Source organism: Myxococcales bacterium (assembly GCA_016706225.1).
Taxonomy (GTDB): Bacteria; Myxococcota_A; Polyangia; order Polyangiales; family Polyangiaceae; genus JADJKB01.
Map to the genome: position 1 here is coordinate 611,246 of JADJKB010000021.1, position 23,505 is coordinate 634,750.

Below are 23,505 nucleotides of genomic sequence, written 5' to 3' on the forward strand. Positions count from 1 at the left end.
TCAACTCTCCGTGCTCGATTTTTCGCGAGCGGTGCGTCGGGTGTCTTTCGCCGCCGCAAGCAAACGCTGATTCGCCCATTGATGAAACTCGGCGACGAGGCGACCCGCCAGCTCCGGGTCGCGCTGTTTGATGGCGTCCACCAGCAGCTGGTATCCGCGGGCCTCTGCCACCGGCTCCCGGACGCGAGCGAGTAGCGGCTCCAGATCCTCTGCGATCTGCGCGTGCCAGTGGGCCAGCATCAAGTAGATCCGGTTCTTGGTCGCGGCTGCCAGCGCAGCACCAAACGCATTGATGGCGGCGAAGCGCTCGGCGGAGCCGGGCACCCCCCCGTCGATCAGCGCGGCCGCGTGTTCGATGGCCTTGATGTCGTCGCGCGTTCGGCGCTCGGCAGCGAGACGCGTCATTTTTTCGTCGAGCTCCGCGCGGATCTCGAGGAACTCGGCGAGCATCGCCCGATCGACCCGACCCCGCTCGTCGAACAACATGGCCCGAAGCACCGCCGGGGTCACGGAGCACAGCGGATCGAGGACCACCGTGCCGCGGCGGCGGGTCGGGCGCACCAGCTGGTGCACCTCGAGGAGTTTGTTGGCCTCGCGCACGACGCTGCGCCCGACACCGTAGCTCTGGGCGAGATCTGCCTCCCGGGGCAGTACGGATCCGACGGCAATGTCGCCGGACACGATGCGCCGAAGCAGATCGTCGGCGACGTCGTCGGCCTTGCGCTGAGCGGGGTTTGCGGACACCCGGACCCAATAAGTCTGACTTAAAGCCAGGTCAAGGCAAAAGTCAGACTTATTGCCCGAGCCGGGCGTTGCCCCCGCAGCCCGTCGGGGGTCGTCCGTGACGCTCGTCATGCCCGGCAGCGTCCAGACGCGCAACGCTCGGGCTGATGTCGGCGGCGGAGAGCACCCCCAAACCCAGGCCGAGCCTGGCGTCGCGGGCCATGCCGTCGCTGCGCGTGCGCTTCTTGTTGTTGTTGACCGCTCTCGCCGCCCTGGCACTTGCGCCGTGGGTCGTCGCCGAACACCTGCGGGTGAACACCGACGGCTTCGCGGTCGCACTTCAAGATGCGGGCTCGCTGCGTTTCCGCCTGCTCGAGATCTTGACCGAACTGCCGCAGGCTCGCCAGGACGCGGGAACCCGGCGACGCGTCGAGACGCTGATGCAGGAGCAGCGTACTTTGCTCGACGACGCCCTGCGCGGAGAGCCCGCGAAGCGCGCAGCGGCGTGCCCGACGCCGGCAGTCTGCGCGCGCCTCGAGGTCCACCTCCGGACCTGGGACACTGACATCCACCCGCGCTTCGTGGCCTATCTGAACGGCTCGCCGCAGCCACTCGACGCCCTCTCGCGCGACGTCTTGCTGGAGGTGAACGAGCTCGACTTGACGATTCGCGCGACGGCCCGCGCCGTCGAGTCCCGCACCAAGGACAGCGCCCGTCTGGGTGTTTGGGCGAGCGTGGTGTCGGTCCTCCTGGTGATGCTCGTCGCGGCCGGCATCTGGCAGGTGTTCGCCCGCATCCAAGCTCTGAGTGCATTGGTTGGAGGCAGCGCTGATACCAACCTGAACAAGGCCCAAGCCAGCACCGACGAGCTCGACGCCCTCGCCGAAGCGCTCGCCAGTGGCCTTGCCGCCGAGCGGGAGCAGCGGCTGACCGAAGCGCGTCGAGCGGAAGAGCTCAGCCTGCAGCAGCTTGCCACGCACCAAGTCGCAGACTCATTGAGCGCCTGGATCGCCGGAGAGAGCTCGCTGGATGGCGCCCTCGCCGAGGTCGCGCGCGCGACCGGGCACCAACACGCCGAGCTGGTGAGTCACAGCGACCGGGAGGCTGTCTGGCGCAGCAAACACCTGGCGTGGGCGGGCACCGATCTCGGTACCCTCCGGCTCGGAGGTCCCGGGGCGGCGGCTCATGAGTCCGACGAGATCTTGCTCGACACGCTGTCGCAGATCTTCGCTATCGCCTGCCTTGCCGATCGGCTGCTCGCACAGAAGACCGCGCAAGGACGCCTTGCGATCGCCCTCGGTGGGTTGGTGACCAATCCGGACGCGGCGGAGCTCGCTCGGAGTCTCGGAAACCTGATCGCCCATGACGCGGCGCTCGTGGAGCTCTTCGACGCTTCGGGGAGGCTCGAGGATACCTGGGCTGTCCACGGCGAGCAGCTGACACGACTGGCTCCCGCTTCGGAGGCACGCATCCCCAGCAAAGTCAGCGCATTTTCCGAGGACTCGAGCGAGGGCTGCGCGGTGCTGCGCCAGCGCTCGCCGGGTGCGCAGCTCGCGATCCCCCTCGAGGTGGAAAAGACGGTGATCGGCGCGATCCACCTGGCGCGCACCACGGGGGAGTTCTCGCGCCAGGAGCTGCGAGCCGCCGAAGCGCTTGCGCCGGTTGCAGCCAGCGCCCTTGCCCGCGTTCAGCTCGAAGCGCGCCTGCGCTTTGCCGAACAGTGGAGCACCATGGGCGCGTTCGGGCGGCTCCTGGCTCACGAGATCAAGAACCCGTTGAACAGCCTCAGCTTGGAGCTGGCACTGCTCGAGCGACGCGTGAGGAAGCTGGTGTTGCCGACGGCGGATCTAGAGCGCCTCGACTCGTCAGTCCAGGTGGTGAAGAGCGAGCTTGCCAGGCTGACGGGGCTCACCAACGAGTACCTCTCGATGAGCCCGAAGACCGGGCAGCTCTCGGTCCTCCCGGTGGACCTGCACGAGATCGTCACCAGCGTCGCCCGCGCGCACTCCGCGAGCATCACCGACCGCGGGATCCGCCTGGTCGATGAGCTTGGACCCGGACCGGCCATGGTCCTGGGGCACCCGGACAAACTCAAGCAGCTGGTGCACAACCTGATCGGCAACGCCATCGAAGCCATGGCCAGCGCCGATCTCCGGGTCGCAACCCTGACCATTCAACGCCGGGACGACCACTATGAGCTCCGCGTGCGGGACACCGGTCCAGGTATCAGCGATCCCGTCGCGATCTTCTCTCCGGGGTACACGACCAAGCCGAGCGGCACGGGCATGGGTCTGGCGATCTCGCAACAGATCGCGCGCCAGCATGGTGGGCGGCTCATGGCTCGGGCGCTCGACACGGGCGGCGCAGAATTCACGCTGAGCCTGGCGGTCCACGACCTGCCCCCCAACTCCACCCACTGAACCGCCAACCACGCGTAGAATCGCCGTCACCATGAGCGAGAAGATCTACGAGATGCTCTGGGATTGCGGCTACTGCGGCGCTCGGAAGCTGCTCGCAAAAACCCACCGACACTGCCCCAGCTGCGGTGCGCCGCAGGAGAACGCACCCCGCTATTTCCCTCCCGAGGACGAAAAGGTGGCGGTGGAGGACCACGTGTACGTGGGCGCCGACGCGCTCTGCTCTGCGTGCGGCGCCAGCGCCAGCCGTGCCGCCAACAACTGCGGCGGGTGCGGCAGCCCGCTCGATGGGACCAAGGACGTCGCCCGGCGGCAGGACCTGCTCCACGCCGAAGGCGCCGCAGTCCCCTTCGATACCGCCGAGCAAGCCCAACGCGAGCTGCGCGGAGGCGCGCCCGCCCTCGCAGCCCCTCCGGCGCAGAAGTCGAAGTCGGGAATCGTCTTGGGCTGTGCGGGCTGTTTGCTCGTTACCGCCATTGCGGTCGTGGTCCTGGTGCTGCTGTTCTGGCGGCGAGAGGCGGCGTTCGAGGTCACCGGTCACAGCTGGGTGCGCAGCATTCAGATCGAGCGCTTCCAGACCGTCAAGGAGACCAAATGGTGCGACGAGCTACCCGCAGGCGCGACCGACGTGCGCCGAGCAAAGGCCGAACGCTCCAAGAAGAAGGTGCAGGACGGCGAGGACTGCAAGATACGCAAGGTCGATCGCGGCGACGGTACCTACAAAGAGCTCAAAGAGTGCACACCGCGCTTCAAACAAGAGCCAGTCTACGAAGACGAGTGCCGCTACGAAATCAACCGCTGGCAGCTCGACCGCAGCGAGAAGGCCAGCGGCGCAGATCTCTCACCTCGCTGGCCCGAGCCGAAGCTCGGCAAGACTGGGGAGGGCTTGGGCGCCGAGCGAGAGGGCAAGCGCGAAGAGACCCTCAGCGTCGAGCTCACCGACACGCAGTCACACGCCAAACACCAGTGCGACGTCGACGCCGGCAAGTGGAGCCAAATGAAGGCCAAGTCGCGCTGGAAAGGATCACTGCGAGTCGTGGGCGGCGGTCTCGCGTGTGGGTCGCTGACGGCGCCCTGACACTTCCGATGGCATCGCGGCGCACTCGAGTCTAGGCTGCGAAGAAGAGGTCGACATGCTGAGGAAAGCCGCCAAGTTTCACCGCGATGCCGTGCGCCCGAAGGCCCGCACGAAGGCACCGACGAAGTCGAAGCCCAAATCCGTCGACACCTCGCTGCCCGGGGTGAGCGCAACGGACAAGAAGCGAGGCAAGGGCCACACGGATGCCCGCAATGCCTCGGCGCATGCCGACAAGAAAGCGTCGTACAAACTGGAGGACTCGGCGACCGGCAGCCCCTCACGCAAGTCGACGCGGGGCGCGTCGAATCGACAGAAACCGGACTCGAACCTGAAACGACGCCAGACGCGGAAGACCACCTCGCCAAAAGCGCGCGCCAGCCGCGGCAAGTGACTCCGAGATCGGCCGCCGGCCACCCGAGACGCGCGCCGGGCCTGGCTCGAAGAATGTGCGCGCGCAGTCGCCGGGCCTTTGATCTAGGCTGCGGCGCATGCGCTTGGCGTGGCTGGTGTTTGCGGGGCTTCCCTGCCTGATCTCGTGTAGCGACGACGGCGGCGGTGGCCCGTCACACGATCCCAACGTGTTCGTCCAGACCTTCAGCGAGTTGCCGGGTGCGCTGATCGGGATCTCCGGCACCAGTGAATCAGACGTGTGGGCTGTCGGCGGCAACCCCGGCGATGGCTCGGGCGCGTTCGTGCTCCACTTCGACGGCAAGGCTTGGGCTCGACGCCCGACGGGTCAGGATGTCGATCTGTGGTGGGTCCACACAATCCCGGCAGGTCCCGCGTTCTTCGGGGGCAGCGGGGGAACGATTTTACGCTTCGTCGGCGGCGCGTTCGAAAAAATGCCAACGCCGGGCACCGCGACGGTGTTCGGCATCTGGGGCGCGAGCGCAGACGACCTGTGGGCTGTCGGGGGTGATCCGGCAAAACCCGGGAACGCATTCGTCTGGCGCTGGGACGGCACGAGCTGGGCATCGGCCAACGGTTTCCCGAGTGTCCCCATCTCCAGCTGGTTCAAGGTCTGGGGACGAGCCGCAAACGACGTGCGCTTCGTCGGCATGGACGGCGCCATCGTCCACTTCGATGGCTCGACCTTCACCCAGATCAACTCCCCGACCAATCGCCGGTTGCTGACACTCTTCGCGGAGCCGGGCGGGCGTTACACCGCAGTGGGCGGAGTCAGCCAAGCCGTGATCTTGGAAGACGAGAACGACACCTGGACTGACGTGAGCCCGACGACGCCGGGACACGCCATGATCGGCATCCGCACCCGAGGCGACGATGGCTACGCCGCGGGCACGGGCGGCAGTGTGATGCGGCGCAAGGCCGGGGACTGGGTTGACGAACCACTCGGCTTCGACGTGTTCGCAGACTTTCATTCCGTGTGGATCGATCCCAAGGGCGGCGTCTGGGTCGCGGGCGGAAACATCTTGAGCATACCGCTCGTGAACGGGATCCTCATCCACAAAGGGCCCAAAATACCCGGCGGAACCTACGATTGAGCACGAAGCTTGGCGGGGGCGGGGTCGCTGCTATCCTGCCGCGTCCTTGACGCCGAAGGGTGCTCGCTCGTGGACGGAAAACGAAAATTGGTCGACGTGAAGAAGAAGGCGGTTCTGCTGCTGGGTGTCGTTTTGGTCTTCATCGCGGCCGTGCTCCCGGCGTGCTCTCGCGCGGCCAGCACCTTCGGCTTCGGCGGCACCAGCGAGAGCATCATCCACGGCAAACCGCCGACCAAGTCATCGGGCTTGAGGCGAGAGGAGCGCCTCACCGACAACGTCGTTGCACCTCGCGGCGACGCCTGGAAGAGCGAGCTGACGACCATCTTCTCGTCATCGGAGGCGTTCGCCGAGTGGGACCTCGGCAAACCGACACCCATCGCCGCCATCTATCTGCTCGGCGACGACAACGATACGTACTCGGTCAGCATGTCGGACGATGGCACTACCTTCCGACCGCTCTGGGACGGACGACCGGTCGGAGGTGGCGGTCTGCAGCCCCGCTCGACCGACGACCTTCAGGCAACAGCGCGTTTCATCCGCGTGAACGCCACGGGCGGAGACGGCTCGTTCGCGCTCGCAGAGATCCAGGTCTTCTCCGAGAAACCTGGAACCTGGCCGCCGCGACCCGTCGTCAAGGACTCCATCCCACCAGACGAGGTGCTGCGGAACAAGATCCTCGCGCTCGGCCTGGCGCTGGCGCTGTTCGTGGTGTTCACCTGGAAGGGCGCGCCGTTCTGGTGGACGCTGCTCGTCATGCTGGTGCCCTGCGTGGCAGGCTTCGACGCCTGGCGCGCGCTGAGCGTGGCCTGGCCTCCGAGTACACGAGAGGTCGCGCTGGTGCGCGGAGTCGTCGCGGCGGTGGGAGCGCTCCTGGTGGTGCGCGAGGTGTTCGCGCCGGCCAAGCTGCTGGCAAATCGCCGGGTTTCCGTGGGAGTCCTGGGCGTTTGTGCGGCGCTCGCCATCGGTGCGTTCTACAACCTCGGGCACCCGCAGTTTCACGATTACCAGAACGGACGCCCGGGTTTCGTCCACAACTTCGACATGCGGGTGTACTTCCCGATCGCGAAGTACTTCAAGGAGCTGCGCTTCGACGGGCTCTACCTGGGCAGTGTCGCTGCCTATGTCGACGACGACAAGAGCGTGACACTCGACAGCCTGCGGACCCAGCAACTGCGCAGCCTCCGCACTCACCGCATGCAGAGTGTCGGCGAATCGGTAGCGGACATCCAGGAGGTGCGCAGCAGGTTCTCACCCGCACGCTGGGAGGACTTCAAGCGCGACATGCGCTACTTCCGGGAAAACATGGGGGTGCGCGACTACCTGGGGAGCATGAGCGACCACGGGGGAAACGCCACACCCGTGTGGTTCATGTTTGGCCACGCGTTGTTCAGAAGCGCCTGGGCTTCGAACCAGACTCTGACCATCACGGCGATGCTCGACCCCATCTTGCTGATCGTCGCGCTCGGCATGATCTGGCGCGCGTTCGGGGTCCGAACGGCCTTGGTGTGCGCCATCATCTTCGGCGCCAACGACTTCTACATGTTCGGCACCTGCTGGGCCGGCGCGACCCTACGCCACGACTGGCTCGCTTATCTGGCCATGGGCATCGCCGCCCTCAAGCTGAACCGATGGATCCTGGCCGGAGCACTCCTGATGCTATCCGGAATGATTCGCGCATTTCCATTCTTTGCGCTGGTGGGCGTCGCGCTACCGACCCTGTGGTGGTTGATTGATCACGTCCGCACCACCAAACGTCTGCCGTCGATCGCGTTGATCAAGAGCGAGCAGATGCCGTTCTTGAAGATCGTGCTGGGCGCGCTGGTGACCGGCATCGTGCTGTTCGCCGCGTCCTCTGCCATGTTCGGGCTTCGCTCGTGGCCCGAGTGGCTGCACAAGGTCTCGATGCTGCAGCGTGACCCCCACGTGAATCACGTCAGCTTGCGTGCGCTGATCGGCGGTCCGGACGGCATCCACACTCGGGTGATGCTGGCGCGCACCAACCTGTTCGTGGCCGGCATCGCGGCGTTTTCCGTGATGGTGTTGATCGCTGGGCGGCGCAAGAACCTGGCGTTCGCCGCGACCCTCGGCACCCTGATGATCCCTGTCGTCTTCCACCCGGCAAACTACTACATCCACTTCATCTTCGTGCTGCCGATGCTGGCGACCGAGCTCCGAGACACCAAGAAGGGCGGCGAACTCTGGCCGCTCAAGGCCGCGGACGGCGGGCTCTGGATCGCGCTACTCGGCTTGTGCGCGGCTCAATACTTCGTTGCCATCGAGAAGGACCTCGGCCTGCATTTCTACTACTCGAGCGCGCTGATCGTGCTCGGCGTGGCCACCCTGCTCTTGCTGATCTTGAGCAGAGACTTCGGGCTCGCCGCTCAGCTCGTCCCTGCCCCGGCAGCAGCCGGCGGCGAGGGTTTGATGGACTCCATCTCGACGGCCCCGCTCGCTGAACCCGCAGACGGCGACACCACCAGCGAGGTGTCAGTCGCTGCGGAGAGCGAACCGGAGCCGCGAGCGCCGGCGGTAGAACCTGAACCTTCCGCTGCCGCGCCGCTCGAGCAGGCCCAATCCGCGCCGGCATCCGAATCGGAAGCCAGCGACGCCGACACGAGCAGCCCGACGGCCGAGGTGAAACCTCCCGCCGACGAGCCCGGCGCGAGCAGCTGAGCAGCTCCGCCCCGGCTGTCCGGTTTTGTTCCACGGGACGGCATAGCGGAGCCCCCGCACGGATTGCGGAGGCCGTCGCCTGGCCCGCCCTCCAACCGGCGTGTTAGCCTTCGAGCCTCGGGTCTACAGCTTGGCTTTGGGATGAACGAGGTGAACAGCATCAGCTTGGGCACCGTGGTGGCAGGCCGCTACCGGGTGCAGCGTCGCCTCGGTGAGGGCGGCATGGGCTCGGTGTACGTCGTCGAGCACGTCCACACGGGGCAGGAGCTCGCGCTCAAGGTCCTGAACGCTAAGATGCTCAAGGACGAGATCGCGGTGGAGCGCTTCCGGCGCGAAGCGCGGGCGCCGGCCCGCGTCCAGAGTGATCACGTCGTGCAGGTCACCGACGCGGACGTCGCGGCGGAGCTCGGCGGGGCACCCTTCCTGGTGATGGAGCTCTTGCGCGGGCAGAGCTTCGACCAGCTGCTGGAGCACCGCCTGCCGCTGAGTGACGCCTTGGTCTACCTGCAGCAGATGGCCCGCGCGCTGGACAAGGCGCACGCCCTCGGCATCGTGCACCGCGACATCAAACCCGAGAACCTGTTCCTGACCCATCGCGAGGATGGAACGCCCTGCGTCAAGCTGCTCGACTTCGGCATCGCCAAGCTCACCCAGGGCTCCGAGAGCGTGGCGTCGAAGACCGCGACGGGCGCCATCTTTGGAACCCCGCTCTACATGGCGCCGGAGCAAATCCTGGGGCAGCCCGAGAAGATCTGCGCGCAGACGGACATCTGGGCGCTCGGCATCATGGCCCACCGCATGCTCGTTGGCTCCGAGCCCTGGACCGCCGAGACCCTCCCGCACCTCGTCGCGCAGATCGCCTACGAGCCGCTGCCGGTCCCGAGCGGGCGCGGGTCGACGCTGGGCCCCGAGTTCGATCAGTGGTTCGCCTCCTGCTGCGCACGTCAGACCGAGGACCGCTTCAAGACGGCATCCGACGCCGTGAATGCGCTAGCCCTCGCCCTCGGACAGGAGTCACAGGTCAATTCGGGCACGGACTTCTCGGTGCCGCCCGGCCGCGTCAGCAGCCGCCGTTCGTCGAGCAAGGACGCTTTTGCGGCGACGGCGGTGGCCAGCGGCGCCCAGTCGGGCATCGGCTCCGACACTCTCGCGGCGCAGGTCACCAACAAGAGCAGCGCCAGCAGGTACGTGGTGCTCATCGCGGGCGCGCTCGTCGTGGGCATCGGCATCGGCGGCATTTGGCTGGTCTTTCGCGCGCCGACCCCCAAGAGCGAACCGATCGAGCCGGCGGCCCAGCCCGTGACCGAGCTCACGGCTACCGCGCCTACCCCGAAGAATAGCGCCGAGCCGCTGGTCGAACCCGCCACGACTCCGTCGGTGCTGCCGGCTCCTAGCGCGGAAGCGAGCGCTGCTCCCTCCACAAAACCCGCGTTGAAACCGACCGGCGGGAGCACCAAGGTCAACACGACCCCGCCGCCCACCACGACCAACCCCACGCCCATCAAAGACCCCCTCGACATGGGACGGAAATGACAGCAACGAGCACTGCGAGCGCCTACGCCCGCCACGCCACCGCCGCGCTCTTGATCACAACGCTCGTCACCGGCTCCGCCGCCGCGCAAGGCGACGCCGCTGCTGCCGAGGCGCTGTACAAAGAAGCCAAGGCGCTGGCTAAGGCAGGCAAGTACGCCGAGGCCTGCCCCAAGTTCGACGCCAGTTACAAACTCGACAAAGGCCTCGGCACTCTGGTCAACCTGGCAGACTGCAATGAGCGCATCGGCAAGACTGCGACCGCGTGGGCGGAGTGGAACGAGGCCGCCGATCTCGCCCGCCGCGACAAAGACAAACGCGAGAAGTTCGCCACGGACCGCCGTGACAAGCTCGAACCCAAGCTGCCGCGGCTGAAGGTCGAGGTGAAGAATCCCGTCGCCGAACTCTCCGTGCATCGCGGCGAAGTGACGCTCGAACCCGGCACCTTCGGCGTCGGCCTTCCCGTTGACCCCGGAGAGCACACCGTGACGGTGCAGCGCGGTGAGAAGGTCTTGAAGAGCGAGACCGTCACTGCCAAGGCCAGCGAGACCGTCAGCGTGAGCTTCGATCTGGCAGCCATCGACCAGGAGTTCCCGGAGGAGAAGCCCCCGCCCCCGGTTCCGACGCAGGCGCCGACCGCCGCGCCCACTCAGGCACCCCCGCCTCCGCCGCCACCCTCGAGCTCGCAGAAGACCATCGGATACGTGGTCGGCGGTGTCGGGGTGGCAGCCCTCTTGACCGCCGGCGTGCTGGAGCTCGTCGCCCTCAACAAGAAGAGCAAGGCGGACGAACCAGACCAGTGCCTGAATGGCTACTGCAGTCCCAACGGCTTCGACACCATCGACAGCGCAAAGAGCTACGCCACCATCGGCCAGTGGGTAGGGATTGGAGGGGTGCTCTTCACCGCAGTCGGCGCGACCTTGATCCTGACCTCACCTTCGGCGCCAGAATCCCGCGCTGTGCCGGCAGCCAAGACCCGAGTCACGCCAGCGCGGGCAGCCCTCGCCCCGTACTTCGCGCCCGGCGGTGGCGGGCTCGTGTTGTCGGGAGCGCTCTGATGCTGGTCCTTCGCCCGATCGCCCCGCGAGTGCTCGCGACCTTCGGTGCGCTGGCAACACTCAGTTGTTCTGGAGTGCTCGGGATCGACGACGAGCAGGCCGACGCCGCGGATGCCGTGTGCCAGTGCCGGCCGGAAGCGCTGTCCGACTTCAACCAGTGCACGGACCTGGTGTCGGGCCGACTCCAGATCGCGACGCCGAACAAACGTAGCGCGTGGCTGGAGAGCTTCGACGAATACTGTTCCAGCGGCTGCAGCGGCGACACCTGCTTCAACCAGCTCTATTACATGCCACCAGCCTGCACCGCGGACGGAGAGACGTGTGAGCTCGACGGCTGCGAGGATTGCTGCGCGACACCCACCCCGGGCAAGATCTGTGGCGGTGCACCGTGAGCGCGCTGCAGACCTCCGCTTCGATGCGGCGTTGGTCGAGAACGGCGATTCTGGCAGTACTGCTTGGAGCGACGCTGACGCTGCTCTCGAGCTGCAGCTCGCTGCTCGGCTTCGACGACTACAGCGATTCGGCCGACGATCTGTGTGATCTCGCCGAGAAATGTTACGACTTCTCCACCTGCAAGAACCTGGTCGGGCCGCGACTCGATACCGCGAGCGCGGACGCACGCGCGGAGTGGCTCTCGCAGATCCCAGGCAAGAACTGCCTCGAGAGCTGCAGCAAGAGCCGGAAGTGCCTGAACGCCGACCCCGTGTGCGGCTCGGTCTTCACCGCCTGCGACCGTGAAGAGGAGTGCTGTGGTTTTCTCGGCGGAACCGCCCGCTGCCAACAACTGGCCAATGCTTCGACCAGCCCGGGCGTCGACTCGGACGCGGGGGCGCCTGGGCAGAAGGTGTGCTGCCGGCCTGACGGCGTCCAGACCCCGGACGCCAACTCGTGTTGCTCCGGCATCTACAACCCGAAGAACCAGGCGTGTGGCAAGAACGTGTGTCGTCCTGCGCTGGAGGACTGCACCGACGACTTGCAGTGTTGCTCGCAGTTTTGTCGCGACGGAAAGTGCGCGGAGGACCAGTGCCTGCCGCTGGGAACGCCTTGTTCGTCAGCCGACAACGACCGTTGCTGCGACGGCGCCGACTGCCTGGCCACGACGGGCACCTGCGAGTTTCCGCAGGCGTGTCGTGAGGCCTTCAAGCCATGCAGATCTACCGATCCTCCCGGCACTTGCTGCGCCGGCACGGAGTGCAAGCCCGCAGTGAACAAACACCCGACGACCGAACAGTATGACAGTTTGTGCCTGCCGACCGACAATCCCTGCATGCCCAAGGGCTACGGCTGCGCGGACACTGCGTGCTGCACCGGCCTCGAGTGCCGCCTCGGCGAGTGTAGAGCCCAGTGCAACGCCGTAGACCAAGCCTGCGGCGACAACGGCGACTGCTGCAGCGGCAAATGCGTGGTCGGTGACCAGGGTCCCGTCTGCGCCTGCGCCCAGATCTACTGCGAGAAAGATCCCGATTGCTGCGATGGGATCTGCATCGGAGGCGTCTGTACGGCGGCCTGCGCCAAGTCCAGCGCATGCCACGACGAATGCATTCCGGGGCCCCCGCTCCTGAAGACTCAGTCGTGCCCGAACGTCGACCCGACGTGTGTGGCGAAGGTGTGTGCGCAGGATGCCTACTGCTGCTGCGTGGAGTGGGACGCCACCTGCGTGAAAGAGGCAGTGGATGTGAACAACTGCGGCGTCGCGGCCTGCAACTGATGCGGACCCCCTGGCACAGATGTGCCAAATCGCTGGCCCGATGGCCGCGTTTCCTGGGAAATCTTGGGTCCAGAGCCGCGGCACGGCACGTGCTAGATTTCCGATGCACGCTCCCGGAGTCAGGTCCGGGGCGCTCGCGCTGGAGGCTACAGATGAGGTCGGTGCTAGGTCAGTGGTTCGTCGCGGTGACCCTGGGCAGCCTGGCCTGCGCGTGCGCCGCCGAGTCCTCGAACGGCGGGGATGATGGCTCGATCCCAGCCGGCGCGGGCGGTTGGCTCAACAACGGCGATCCTGAAGCAGACTTCCCGACCGTCGAGTCCGGCCCCGGCGACCTCTCCACGGGCGGTGCGGGCGGCCCCGGACCGGGTAGCTTCGGCGGCGCCAATGGCACCGGCGGCTCCGGTGCGACCGCCACCAAGTCTCCCGTCAATAGCTGCCCGAACTACGATCCCAGCCTCCACAGCCATACGCTGACAGCCGCGCCGACCGATCCCGGCAACACCGCCAGCGCCACCCGCGCTCGAGAGCAGTTGAACACCGGAAAGACGCCCGTTCCCGGGGCGGTGCGGACTTCGGACTTTTTCAACTACTTCGCGGTCCCTAGTGCAGCCGATGCACAACCCAATCAGCTAGCAGGGAAGTATGAGCTCCGGAACCGTGTCATCAACGGGCAGGTGATTCCGGCGCAGTACGACCTGTTCGTCGGCGTCGTCGCCGGGCCGGTCTCTCCGCGGCCGCAGGTTGCGCTGACGCTATTGACCGACGGGTCGCTGACGAAGCTCGCGCTCACGCGGGTGCAGTCGACGGTCGCCGCCCTCGGCCAGGGGCTCAAGGCGGGGGACGTCGTCAGCTTGATGTCCACCGACCCGAGCTTCGAGCCGCTCACGCTCACCTTGAGTGATCCGACAAAGGAGCTCGCCGACCTGGCACAGAACGTCAAGCTCGGGGGTGGGTCAGTCGCGAAGCGGCTGCCGGATGCCATTCTTGTCGCCCAAGAGACAGCGAAGAAGCTGCCGGCCGGGAGCTGGAACCGAATCCTCGTGATCGGGGACGGCGAAGAGGACGCCAACGCGCCGGATTACGAAGCCATCGGCTCGGCGGCGTTCAACGCCCAGATCTTCCTGACGACCGTGGGCGTGAGCCCGGAGCTCGCCTACGGCGACTCGATTCTCTATCGCCTCAGCCATCAGGGGCGCGGGCGCTACCTGTACGTCGACTCCGAGACAGAAGCGGACAAACTCTTCTCGCCGACCCAGTTCGACGCGATCTTCGGCATCGCTCGCGATCAGATCCGCATTCGAGTGAGCCTGCCCCAGTACCTCCGCTCTCTGGACGCCCAAGAGAGCCCAACCGCCGGCAGCGGCAGCGGCGGAACCGACAAGTACCTCGCCCCCGGCGAGTGGGCGCGCTTCGTGTTTCACCTCGGCGCATGTAGCGAGGGCTCGATCTTCGATTCGATCGATGGCGTTCAACCACTCGAGGTCACCGTGACCTCGGCATTCGCAGACGGCACCCTGAAAGCGGCGCCAGATTTCACACTGTTTTCTCATCCCGGCAAGAAACTCCTGGCCCTGAGCACCGCGACACCGGAGCTCGACCAGATGGACTCCATTCAATCGTTCGTCGACGCACTCAAGTACCCGGAGGTGACCCGCTTCACCGAAGCGACGGCGGTGCTGTCCGCCCAGAAGACCAACACCAACGTCGCAGCCGAGCTCCTCGCCTTGCTCAAGATGCACCCCAGTTACAAGACCCAATGACACACCAACGTATTGCACTGCTGGCCCTCTCGACACTGACGCTGGGACTCTCCGCAGCGTGCTCGAGCTCGTCGGATTCTGGCGGCGACCTCGGAGGGCCAGGAGGCCCAAAGACGGGCGTCGGGGGAGGCTCTGGAATAGGTGGCAGCGGGGCAGCCCCAGGCGTGTCGCCCGAGGACTTTGGTTACGCTGAGGAGGCAGAGCGATCGTTCGTCCCGCATGACGGGAAGCAAGCCTCGGCGGAGCCTCTGGTCGCAACGGTATGCGGCACCGCCGACGTCAAGTCCACAGAGGTCATCGACGCCAGTGTGCCGAACGCTCGCATCATGGCTTCGGCGACGCGGGCTCGAGAGACGTTGAACGCCCACCAGGCTCCGGTCTCCGCCAGCCTGCGCACCCAAGATTTCCTGAACTACTACGACGTCGGCCGTAGCCAGAACACCGCAGCCAGCGGGCTCAGCCTGACCGCCACGCTGCGCGCGGTGACCATCGGGACGACGCCCATCCCGCGCCAATACCAGCTGTTCGTGGGAATTCAGTCGGAACCCTTGGCAACACGCCCGCCCGTCGCGCTGACGGTGGTGGTCGACACCACGCCGTCGATGGCCGGTGAGCCCTTCGCGCGCGCGAAGAAAGCCCTGCGCGCCCTGACGGATGCTCTGGCCCCGAACGATCACCTGAGTGTGTTCGTCCCTGGACTTGGCCTCGTCTTCGACCAAACGCTAGCCGATCCGGCAGCGGAGACGCTGGGGCTCGAGGGCTCACTCGATCTCGGTGACGAGAGCACGCTGCGCGAACCCCTCGAGACCGCTTTGTCCCACGCCACGACGCTGCTTCAGCCAAAACAGTGGAACCGCGTCGTGCTCATCAGCGATGGGCAAGGCGACCCCGCAACCCTGCCCATTGGCCCGCTCGAGTCCGCCGCCCAAGCTGGGATTTCATCGAGCAGCGTGGGCGTCGGTGGCAGCTTCGTCGTTGGCGACGCATTCCTGAACGCCGTGAGCCAGGCAGGTCACGGGAGCTACGTCTACGTCGAGGCTGCGGAAGCGGCCGACGCTTCGCTCCGGCAGCGCTTCGATCGCGTGTTTGGGCAACTCTACAAGGACGTCAAGCTGACCGTCACGCTGCCGTGGTTCCTCACTTCGCTCGATCCGCCGTCCCAGAACGGTGGGGCCGCCGATCTGACGAAGCTCGAGTCACTGCCTCCAGACAGCGCGGCAGCGTTCGTGTTCAACCTCCAAGCCTGTCACGACAAGGTCATCCTCAAAGACGGCGCGAACTACCCGCTCTCGATCCAGGTCAGCGCAACGAACACACTGACCGATCAGCCAGCGAGCGCGGGAAAGACTCCGACGGCCACCGAGCTGCTGAACGGCTCCCCGCTCGGGCTGGACCAGGTACTCGCGACTCAATCGTTCGTCTCTGCGCTCAAGGCCCCAACGAAGAACCGCTTCACCGAGGCCTTCGAGCGCCTGGTGCCGCTGAAACAGCCGGGAAACGCCTTCGAAGACATGTGGAGCCTGCTCGATCGCTACCCCAAGAAACCTTGAGCGCAGGGCCAATCTTTGGCGGGCCGCAGCTCAGCGCGGTGGCCGGAGCCGCAGCAGCTTGCCGGGTTTGTCCGGCGGCTCGATGGGCGGCAGTGCCATGACCAGGCGTTCGATGACGGGGAGCGCGTGGAGCGCGGCCGCTTCGGCATGCAGCGGCGAGAAGGTCCCGTCGAAGCCGAGCACGAGCGCATAGCTCGCCGCAAACGACCGGGCGACGACGCCGAAATGTTCGTCCAAGCTGCGAGGCTCGACGGGCGACGACGGGCCGTCGGTCCACACCTCGCGCAAGCTCGCGAGTGCCGAAGCGGCAGCCAGCTCACGTCGGAACGTGGAACCGGCCCCGCTACAGCGCTCCTGCTCCCGCACCAGAAACCGAGCGCTCCAGGGATCGAGTCCTCGACCCGTCAGCCGTAGCTCGAGCTCTGCGGCGTCCCCGGCGAGCGAGACCAACTCGAACGGATTGATTCCCGCCTGTTTCGCGCGCCGGAGCACTCCGGACAGGCGTGTCACCATGTCGACGCCGTCATCGAGGTGGCGCCTTCCCGACGTTCCCCAAATCACGGGAGACTCGGCGTCGACCACAAAAGCGCAGGCCGCCTCGACCCGGGCCGCAAGTGCATCGAGCTCCGCGTCGAGCCTGCGCTCGATGCTGGAATCCGATCTCAGCTCCACCCCGTCCACGCCCGCGTTCACACCGGCGAACGACTCGAGCAGCTCGACCAAACGCCTGTGTTTGTCGCCCGGATCCGCCGGGGCTTCGTTGAAAACCACCACGACTCGAAAGCCACCGGGATGAGCGGCCCAGACCAGCTTCGGGTCAGTCGGCTCCCCCCCGCCGATCTCCGCGCGCGCGTCCGCGGCGCCCAGGTCTTGGCGCACCAGGTCCAGCAGGCGCAGCAGCGAGTTCACCGTTCCGAAGGTACCGCCCCAGCCGGAGTCAATGAGAGGCTGAACCGCGGTTTTCTCCCGAGCCTCGCTCCAACGAAAAAAAACCCCTTGCAGACCGGCAGGCCAGCACTATTCTCAGTCGTATGATAAAGAATGACTGGCGTGGTTGGCTCCCGCTCGTCGCCCTTCTGGCCCTCGGCTGCAAACCTGCAGCGCCCGAGGGAGAAGAACCTTTTCAGGGTGTGATCGAGCTGGACGAGCGGGTGCTCGGGTTCGAGGTCGGCGGCCGCGTCGACCGGGTCGAAGTGATGCGCGGCGACACGGTGAAGGACGCTGCCCCTCTGGCCGCCCTCGACTCGACCCTGGAAAAGACCAGCCGGGAAGCTCGCGCGTTCGAGGTCGAGGCCGCGAAGGCCCAGGTCGCGCTGTTGAAGGCGGGCCCACGCCCCGAAGAGCTGCGCGCTCTGGACGCGCGCATCCGCGCGGTCCGAGCCAGTGAGACCCAGCTGGCGAAAAACCTGGCCCGAGAGCGCGAGCTGGAGAAACGGGGCGTGAGCACCCGAGCGGCGGTCGACGAAATCGAGACTCGGCTGAACATCACGGTGGCGGACCGTCAGTCCATCGAGCAGCAGCTGAAGGCACTGAAGCGCGGTGCGCGCTCTCAGGAGATCGCCGGCGCAACTTCCCGCGCCGAGGCAGCAGACAAGACCGTGAGCCTGCAGACCGAGCGCATCGAACGCCAGGTGCTCAAGGCACCCAAGGCCGGAGTGGTCCTGGACGTCCACGTCGAATCGGGCGAGGTCGTCGCACCGGGCGCCCCAGTGGTGACGCTCGGAGATACGACCCACCCTTACGCCGACGTCTTTGTCCCCATCGGTAGGCTGGACGGGATCCAGGTCGGGGCGAAGGCCTCGGTACGCGTCGACTCGACCAACGCGGTGTTCACGGCGAAGGTCGAGCACATCGGTCGTCACACCGAATTCACACCGCGCTACCTGTTCAGCGAGCGCGAGCGACCCAACCTGGTGATGCGCGTGCGCCTGCGCATCGACGATCCGGAGGAGCGCTTGCACGCCGGCGTCCCCGCGTTCGCCAAGATCGAGCGGGCCCCATGAAGGCCGGCGAGCCCATCATCAAGACGGAGCATCTTTCCCGGCATTTTGGCGCCTTGATCGCGGTCCGTGACTTGAACCTCGAGGTCAAGACCGGCGAGATCTTCGGCGTGCTCGGTCCCAACGGCGCCGGCAAGAGCACGACGATTCGCATGCTCTGCGGCATCCTCGACCCCACGGCCGGGCGAGGCACCGTCGTCGGCCTCGACATTGGCCGAGATGCCGAGCGCATCAAGGAGCGCATCGGCTACATGACTCAGCGCTTCAGCTTGTACGAAGATCTGAGCGTCGAGGAGAACCTGTCCTTCTACGCCGGCATCTACGGTGTTCCGCTGCGGCGCCGGCGTGCACGCATCCGGGAGGTCCTGGAGGCGACGGGTCTCGTCGGGCGCCGGAAGCAGCTCTCCGGCACACTCTCGGGCGGCTGGAAACAACGCGTGGCGCTGGCCAGCGCCACCATCCATCAGCCTCCGCTCCTGTTCCTGGACGAACCCACCGCGGGTGTCGACCCCGTGAGCCGTCGGGAGTTCTGGGAGCAGATCCATCGCATCTCGCACGACGGGACGACGGTGCTCTTGACCACGCACTACATGGACGAGGCCGAGCGCTGTCATCGTCTCGCCTTCATCTTCAGCGGTGAAGTGCTCGACATCGGGACGCCCGACGAGGTCGTTCTCCGCCGCAAGCTTCGCGTCGCGGAGCTCGAGGTAGAAGAAGCAACTCTGGCGGCCACGGCGTTGCGCGAGCATCCCGACGTCGACGAGGTCGCCCACTACGGCCACCTACTGCGCGTTGCGACGCGCAACGACGCCGACCCGGTCGCGCTCGCCGAGCAGGTGCTTGGCGCCGCAGGCCTGTCGCTCACGCGCTCTCGTGCCGCGCGGGTCACGGTGGAGGACGCCTTCGTCAGCATGGTGCGCGCGGAAGCGCGCGGCGCGAGCGAGCGGAGCGCCGCATGAACCTGCGCCCCTGGGTCATCGCGAAGAAGGAGCTGCTGCAGCTTCGCCGCGACCGCATGACGCTGGCCATGATGCTGGTCCTGCCGGTGATGCAGCTCCTGCTCTTCGGCTACGCGATCAACACCGACGTTCGCCACATTCCGACAGTGGTCTACGACCAGGATCAGAGCGCTCAGTCCCGCGATCTGGCCCAGAGCCTGCGCGCCACGGGCTTCTACGACCTGGTGGGCGAGGTGCGCGACTACTCGGAAATCGAACATGCGCTGCGCGCGGGCCGCGCTCGCGTGGCGCTGGTAATCCCCACACAGTACTCCAGCGACCTCGTCCGAGGGCGCCCCACCCAGGTTCAGCTGGTGATCGATGGCTCCGATCCGCAGACCGTCGCCAGCGCCACGAACACGGCCGCGTCGATGGTCGCCGCGCGCAGCAGCGAGCTCCTGGTGACGCGCCTCGCACGACAGGGTGCGGGTGCACCCGGACAGCCGATCCAGCTCGAGCCCAGCACCTGGTACAACCCTGATCTCCGCACGGCCATCTACATCGTGCCCGGGCTCGTCGGTGTGATCCTGACGATGACCATGGTGATGCTCACCGCGATGGCCATCGCGCGCGAGCGCGAGCGCGGCACGCTCGAACAGCTCATCGTCTCGCCGGTCAAGAACCTCGAGCTGGTGGTCGGCAAGATCGCCCCGTACATCGTCATCGGTTATGCCCAGATGACCCTCATCTTGCTGGCAGGACGGGTCGTCTTCGACGTGCCCCTGGTGGGGTCCCTCGGCATGCTCTACGCGCTGTCCTTCGTCTTCATCGCGGCCAACCTCGCCCTCGGGCTCTTTTTTTCGACCCTGGCCAAGACGCAGCAGCAAGCCATGCAGATGTCGTTCTTCTTCTTGCTGCCGAACATCCTCTTGTCCGGCTTCATGTTCCCGTTCGAAGCCATGCCGCGGCCAGCGCAGTGGTTGTCCCAAGCGCTGCCGCTCACCCATTTCCTCCGCATCGTGCGCGGTATCACGCTCCGCGGAGCGACCTTCGCGGACCTGTCGTCGGAGCTGCTCGCCATGACGGCAATCCTGGCGGTCCTGGTGACGGTCGCCTCCCTGCGTTTCAGCAAGAAACTGGCCTGATCATGCCCCGACCTCGAAGTGACATCGAGCCTCGCATCGTCCACGCAGCGCGGCGCCGTTTCCTGACCGACGGCGTCGACGGCGCGACGCTCCGGAACATCGCGAAGGACGCCGGCACCAGCATCGGCATGATCTACTACTACTTCCCGACCAAGGACGACCTGTTCCTGGCCGTCGTCGAGGAGGTCTACGGAAAGGTCCTGGTCGAACTGGAGGAGGCGCTCGCCCGCGAAGCCTCGTTCGAAGCCAGAATCGGCCAGGTGTATCAGCGCATCGGCGCCCTGGCTCACGACGAGCTCGACGTATTTCGGCTCGTCGTGCGAGAGGCGATGGTGTCGTCGGACCGGCTCGACCACCTGCTCGATCGCTTCAAGCGAGGCCACATCGGCCTGATGTTGAAGGCCGTCGCCGAAGGGATGGGCGCAGGCGACCTGGACACCTCGCTTCACCCGGCCGTCATGGTCATGGCGACGTTCGCGCTGGGCATCGCGCCGCAAATGATCCGCCGCATCGCAGTCGACCGCGTGCAGTGGTTGGAGCTCCCCCCAAGTGGCGAGTTCGCAGCCGAACTGGTGCGGGTGCTGCTGCATGGCATCGCAAAAAAGCCCGAAGCTTCGTCCAATCCGGAGGCAAGAAAATGATCCGATTCGTCCGCTGTTCCTTGCTGCTCGTGGGGCTGCTTGGTTCCAACCTGGTCTCGAACGAGGCGCTCGCACAGGAGACTCCGACGCCTCCCCTGCCCGTACCGGACGAGCGCGCGGCGCCCCCTGCCGCCGACGAGCTCGCGTCACGACTGGCGAACCTCAGCGCGCGCCCGGGCGGGCTGACCGCGAGTGAGGTGGGCCGACGCGCCACCTTGAACAGTCAGGAAGTTCGGGCGCGGCAGGCGGAAATCGCGGCCGCCAGCGCCGAGCTCGACAAGGCCTTCGCGGGCTGGTTTCCGCGTCTCACGTTGACCGCGCGCTACACGCACCTGTCACCCGTCGACAGCCAGAGCCTCGGCCCCGGCAACGCGAACTTGGTAGCCACACCCGCGCCCGCCGGGCCCCTACCTCCCGGTGCGCCCCTGGTTGCAATCCCAGGCTCCGCGCTCTCGTTTCCCAGCGTTCAGGATCAGTACACGCTGCAGGCCTCGCTCTTGGTCCCGGTCTCGGACTACTTCCTGCGCATCAGCCAGGCTCAGGCTGCGGCCGAGCACGGGAGAAGCGCCGCCGACCTCGTGCATCGTGCGGCTCGCTTGAACGCGAGCGCCGACGCCAAGCTCGTCTACTACGGTTGGGCAAGAGCCAAGCTGTCACACGAAGTCGCCCGGCAGAACCTGACCCGTGCCAAGACCCATCGCGACGCCGCCAAGACCCTGCTCGAGCTCGACCGCGGCTCGAAGGCCGACGTATTGCGCTCCGAGTCACTGGTCGCGAGCGCCGAGCTGCTGGTCGAGCGAGCTCGTAATCTCACCGAGCTGACTGAAGACCGCCTGCGGACCCTGCTCAGGGATCCGGCAACGGCCCGCTACGAGATCGGTGAGGATCTCCTCGGACAAGCCTCGCCCCCCAAGGAGCGCTCCAGCTTCTCTTCACTCTACGCCGAGGCCCAGAGACAACGCCTGGAGCTGAAGGCCCTGGAAAAAGCCGGGCTCTCCTTGGCGCAGCAGAAACGCGCCGTGAAGAGCACGGGGTACCCCCGCCTGGATGCGTTCGGAAACGCCTATTACGCCAATCCAAACCAGCGCTACGTGCCTCAGAAAAAGGAGTGGCACGCAACCTGGGATGTTGGTCTGCAGCTCACGTGGACACCCAACGACGTGCTCGGCGCGAACGCAGCAAGCGCTGGGCTCGACGCGCAGGCCGCGAAGCTGGGCGCACAAAAAGAGCAGCTCAGGGATGCCCTGCGCGCCGAGGTCTTCGACGCCTCCCAAGCACTCGCCGAGGCTCGTGTTGCCATCAGCACGGCGGAGCGAGGCGCGAAAGCAGCCGAAGAGGCCTACCGGGCCCGCGCGGAGCAGTTCAAACTGGGACGTGCCTCCAGCCTCGAGCTGACCGACGCAGAAGCGGAGTTGCTGAACGCCCGGCTGGAGGTCATCAACGCGCGTGTGGGACTGCGGATCGCGCGTGTCAAGCTCGACCACGCCCTCGGTCGGGACGCACGCTGAGTGCTCAGCGCTCGCGCTCGTGGATGGCGGCGAGGCTCGCGTCCTCGGTGCCCCCGTAGTCCTCACTGAACCAGGCATCCAGGATCTCGCCCGCGACCTGCTCGCTCGTGCTGCGTAGCGAGAGCGCCAAGACGTTGGCGTCATTCCATTTGCGCGCGCCGCGTGCGGTCTCCGCGTCGCCACAGAGTGCCGCCCGGATCCCCCGGACCTTGTTGGCTGCGATGGACACGCCGGTGCCCGTGAAACAACAAACGATGCCGCAGTCATTCCGGCCGGCCACGACCCCATCCGCGATTTCCAGCGCGGTAATTGCCCACGGCTCGTCCACGCCCGCCGCCCGACCGAAGCGGGTCACGACATGTCCTCGTTCCTCGAGCCAGCGGCGGATGGCCGTGATCAGGTGGGTGTCCTCGTCGGCTCCTAGCGCAACTCGCATGGGCCCACAGCATACCTCGATGCGATGTAGCCCGAACGCACGCAGACGGACTAGGCTCGCGCTCGCCATGAAGCTCCGTGTTTGGGCCGCGCTCGCCTTCCTGGCCTGCGCCTCCGCCTGTGATCGCGCTGAACCGCCCAAGGGTCCGGGAGGGCCGACGGGCGTCGCCAGCGACACCCCTCCGCGTCGCGAGCGGCGACTCACCAAACCGACACGCCGGCCGACGAACAGCCCTCCGCCGCCAGCTTCGAGCGACGCTTCGAAGACGGATGGCGGCGGAGCGCCGGAAGTGCTGGATGGCGGTGCTGATGCGACGGCGGCTGCCGCGCTCGTGCCGCCCGCGCTGCTCGGGCCGGACGGGAAGCCGTTGCCTCAGACCGACGTCGAACCCACCACGAGCTCACCCTGGTTCGAGGCCGGTGTGCGCGCCGTCTTCCGGGCCATTGTCGGGGACGACCCCGCGATTGCCGAGCCCTTCTTTTTCCCGCTGGCTGGGTACCAACAAGTCAAAGACGTACAAGACCCGAAGCGCGACTGGGAGCGCCGACTGATCGCGCACTTTCGGCGCGACGTGCACGACTATCACAAACGCTTGGGCAACCAGGCAGCCGGCGCGCGCTTCATTGGTCTCGAGCTTCCGAAGGGCAAGACCCGCTGGATGAAACCGCATACCGAGGGCAACAAGCTCGGCTACTTTCGCGTGACTCACTCTCGACTTCGATACGAAACGGGCGACGGCAAGCCGGCCTCACTCGAGGTCACGAGCCTGATCTCGTGGCGCGGAGAGTGGTACTTGGTGCACCTCAATGGGTTCGAGTGACGCTGAGCGCTCGGCTCT

20 protein-coding genes are annotated in these 23,505 nt (G+C 66.5%); 17 read left to right on the forward strand and 3 right to left on the reverse strand.

Going from position 1 to position 23,505, the window contains the following annotated elements; translation table 11 throughout:
• Entirely contained in the window at nt 1–744 is a 744-nt protein-coding gene (locus tag IPI67_27435) for a FadR family transcriptional regulator (protein ID MBK7583915.1), read from the reverse strand.
• Between the two features lie 146 nt (nt 745–890).
• Here IPI67_27435 and IPI67_27440 point away from each other — a divergent pair, with 146 nt between their 5' ends.
• The 11 genes from IPI67_27440 (at nt 891) to IPI67_27490 (ending at nt 15,999) form a co-directional block, all read left to right on the forward strand.
• On the forward strand, nt 891–3,143 hold the full coding sequence (locus tag IPI67_27440; GenBank protein MBK7583916.1) for a HAMP domain-containing histidine kinase: 2,253 nt from the start codon (nt 891–893) through the stop codon (nt 3,141–3,143).
• Between the two features lie 31 nt (nt 3,144–3,174).
• Nucleotides 3,175–4,218, forward strand: coding sequence for a hypothetical protein (locus IPI67_27445; protein ID MBK7583917.1), 1,044 nt, complete (start codon nt 3,175–3,177; stop codon nt 4,216–4,218).
• A gap of 55 nt (nt 4,219–4,273) precedes the next feature.
• Entirely contained in the window at nt 4,274–4,609 is a 336-nt protein-coding gene (locus IPI67_27450; GenBank protein ID MBK7583918.1) for a hypothetical protein, read from the forward strand.
• 97 nt (nt 4,610–4,706) lie between these two features.
• Nucleotides 4,707–5,720 (forward strand): hypothetical protein, encoded by a 1,014-nt coding sequence (locus tag IPI67_27455; GenBank protein ID MBK7583919.1) that lies wholly within the window; start codon nt 4,707–4,709, stop codon nt 5,718–5,720.
• A 69-nt stretch (nt 5,721–5,789) separates the two neighbouring features.
• Entirely contained in the window at nt 5,790–8,393 is a 2,604-nt protein-coding gene (locus tag IPI67_27460; GenBank protein MBK7583920.1) for a hypothetical protein, read from the forward strand.
• A 141-nt stretch (nt 8,394–8,534) separates the two neighbouring features.
• A complete protein-coding gene (locus IPI67_27465) occupies nt 8,535–9,926 on the forward strand; it encodes a serine/threonine protein kinase (protein MBK7583921.1) in 1,392 nt (463 codons plus the stop codon).
• Nucleotides 9,923–10,981, forward strand: a complete 1,059-nt coding sequence (locus IPI67_27470; GenBank protein ID MBK7583922.1) for a hypothetical protein — start codon at nt 9,923–9,925, stop codon at nt 10,979–10,981. Before IPI67_27465 ends, IPI67_27470 begins: the two co-directional genes overlap by 4 nt.
• Entirely contained in the window at nt 10,981–11,373 is a 393-nt protein-coding gene (locus tag IPI67_27475; GenBank protein ID MBK7583923.1) for a hypothetical protein, read from the forward strand. Before IPI67_27470 ends, IPI67_27475 begins: the two co-directional genes overlap by 1 nt.
• A 23-nt stretch (nt 11,374–11,396) precedes the next feature.
• A complete protein-coding gene (locus IPI67_27480; GenBank protein ID MBK7583924.1) occupies nt 11,397–12,689 on the forward strand; it encodes a hypothetical protein in 1,293 nt (430 codons plus the stop codon).
• A 152-nt stretch (nt 12,690–12,841) separates the two neighbouring features.
• Nucleotides 12,842–14,449, forward strand: a complete 1,608-nt coding sequence (locus tag IPI67_27485) for a hypothetical protein (protein ID MBK7583925.1) — start codon at nt 12,842–12,844, stop codon at nt 14,447–14,449.
• Complete coding sequence (locus tag IPI67_27490; GenBank protein MBK7583926.1) at nt 14,446–15,999, forward strand: VWA domain-containing protein; 1,554 nt, start codon at nt 14,446–14,448, stop codon at nt 15,997–15,999. The genes IPI67_27485 and IPI67_27490 overlap by 4 nt, the downstream gene beginning before the upstream one ends.
• Nucleotides 16,000–16,029: 30 nt before the next feature.
• Here IPI67_27490 and IPI67_27495 read toward each other — a convergent pair whose 3' ends face one another.
• Nucleotides 16,030–16,908, reverse strand: coding sequence for a hypothetical protein (locus IPI67_27495; protein ID MBK7583927.1), 879 nt, complete (start codon nt 16,906–16,908; stop codon nt 16,030–16,032).
• A gap of 122 nt (nt 16,909–17,030) precedes the next feature.
• On the opposite strand from IPI67_27495, the gene IPI67_27500 reads away from it, so the two are divergent.
• From IPI67_27500 to IPI67_27520, 5 genes are read left to right on the forward strand one after another with little or no spacing between them, the layout of a single operon-like run.
• Complete coding sequence (locus IPI67_27500) at nt 17,031–18,002, forward strand: HlyD family efflux transporter periplasmic adaptor subunit (protein ID MBK7583928.1); 972 nt, start codon at nt 17,031–17,033, stop codon at nt 18,000–18,002.
• Nucleotides 17,999–18,958, forward strand: coding sequence for an ABC transporter ATP-binding protein (locus IPI67_27505; GenBank protein MBK7583929.1), 960 nt, complete (start codon nt 17,999–18,001; stop codon nt 18,956–18,958). Before IPI67_27500 ends, IPI67_27505 begins: the two co-directional genes overlap by 4 nt.
• Nucleotides 18,955–20,082, forward strand: coding sequence for an ABC transporter permease (locus IPI67_27510; GenBank protein MBK7583930.1), 1,128 nt, complete (start codon nt 18,955–18,957; stop codon nt 20,080–20,082). Before IPI67_27505 ends, IPI67_27510 begins: the two co-directional genes overlap by 4 nt.
• A gap of 2 nt (nt 20,083–20,084) precedes the next feature.
• Nucleotides 20,085–20,723: a TetR/AcrR family transcriptional regulator gene (locus IPI67_27515; GenBank protein ID MBK7583931.1), complete on the forward strand. Its 639-nt coding sequence runs from the start codon at nt 20,085–20,087 to the stop codon at nt 20,721–20,723.
• On the forward strand, nt 20,720–22,231 hold the full coding sequence (locus tag IPI67_27520; protein MBK7583932.1) for a TolC family protein: 1,512 nt from the start codon (nt 20,720–20,722) through the stop codon (nt 22,229–22,231). The genes IPI67_27515 and IPI67_27520 overlap by 4 nt, the downstream gene beginning before the upstream one ends.
• A gap of 4 nt (nt 22,232–22,235) precedes the next feature.
• Here IPI67_27520 and IPI67_27525 read toward each other — a convergent pair whose 3' ends face one another.
• A complete protein-coding gene (locus IPI67_27525) occupies nt 22,236–22,667 on the reverse strand; it encodes an RpiB/LacA/LacB family sugar-phosphate isomerase (GenBank protein MBK7583933.1) in 432 nt (143 codons plus the stop codon).
• 67 nt (nt 22,668–22,734) lie between these two features.
• Here IPI67_27525 and IPI67_27530 point away from each other — a divergent pair, with 67 nt between their 5' ends.
• Nucleotides 22,735–23,487, forward strand: coding sequence for a hypothetical protein (locus tag IPI67_27530; protein ID MBK7583934.1), 753 nt, complete (start codon nt 22,735–22,737; stop codon nt 23,485–23,487).
• Nucleotides 23,488–23,505: the final 18 nt, after the last annotated feature.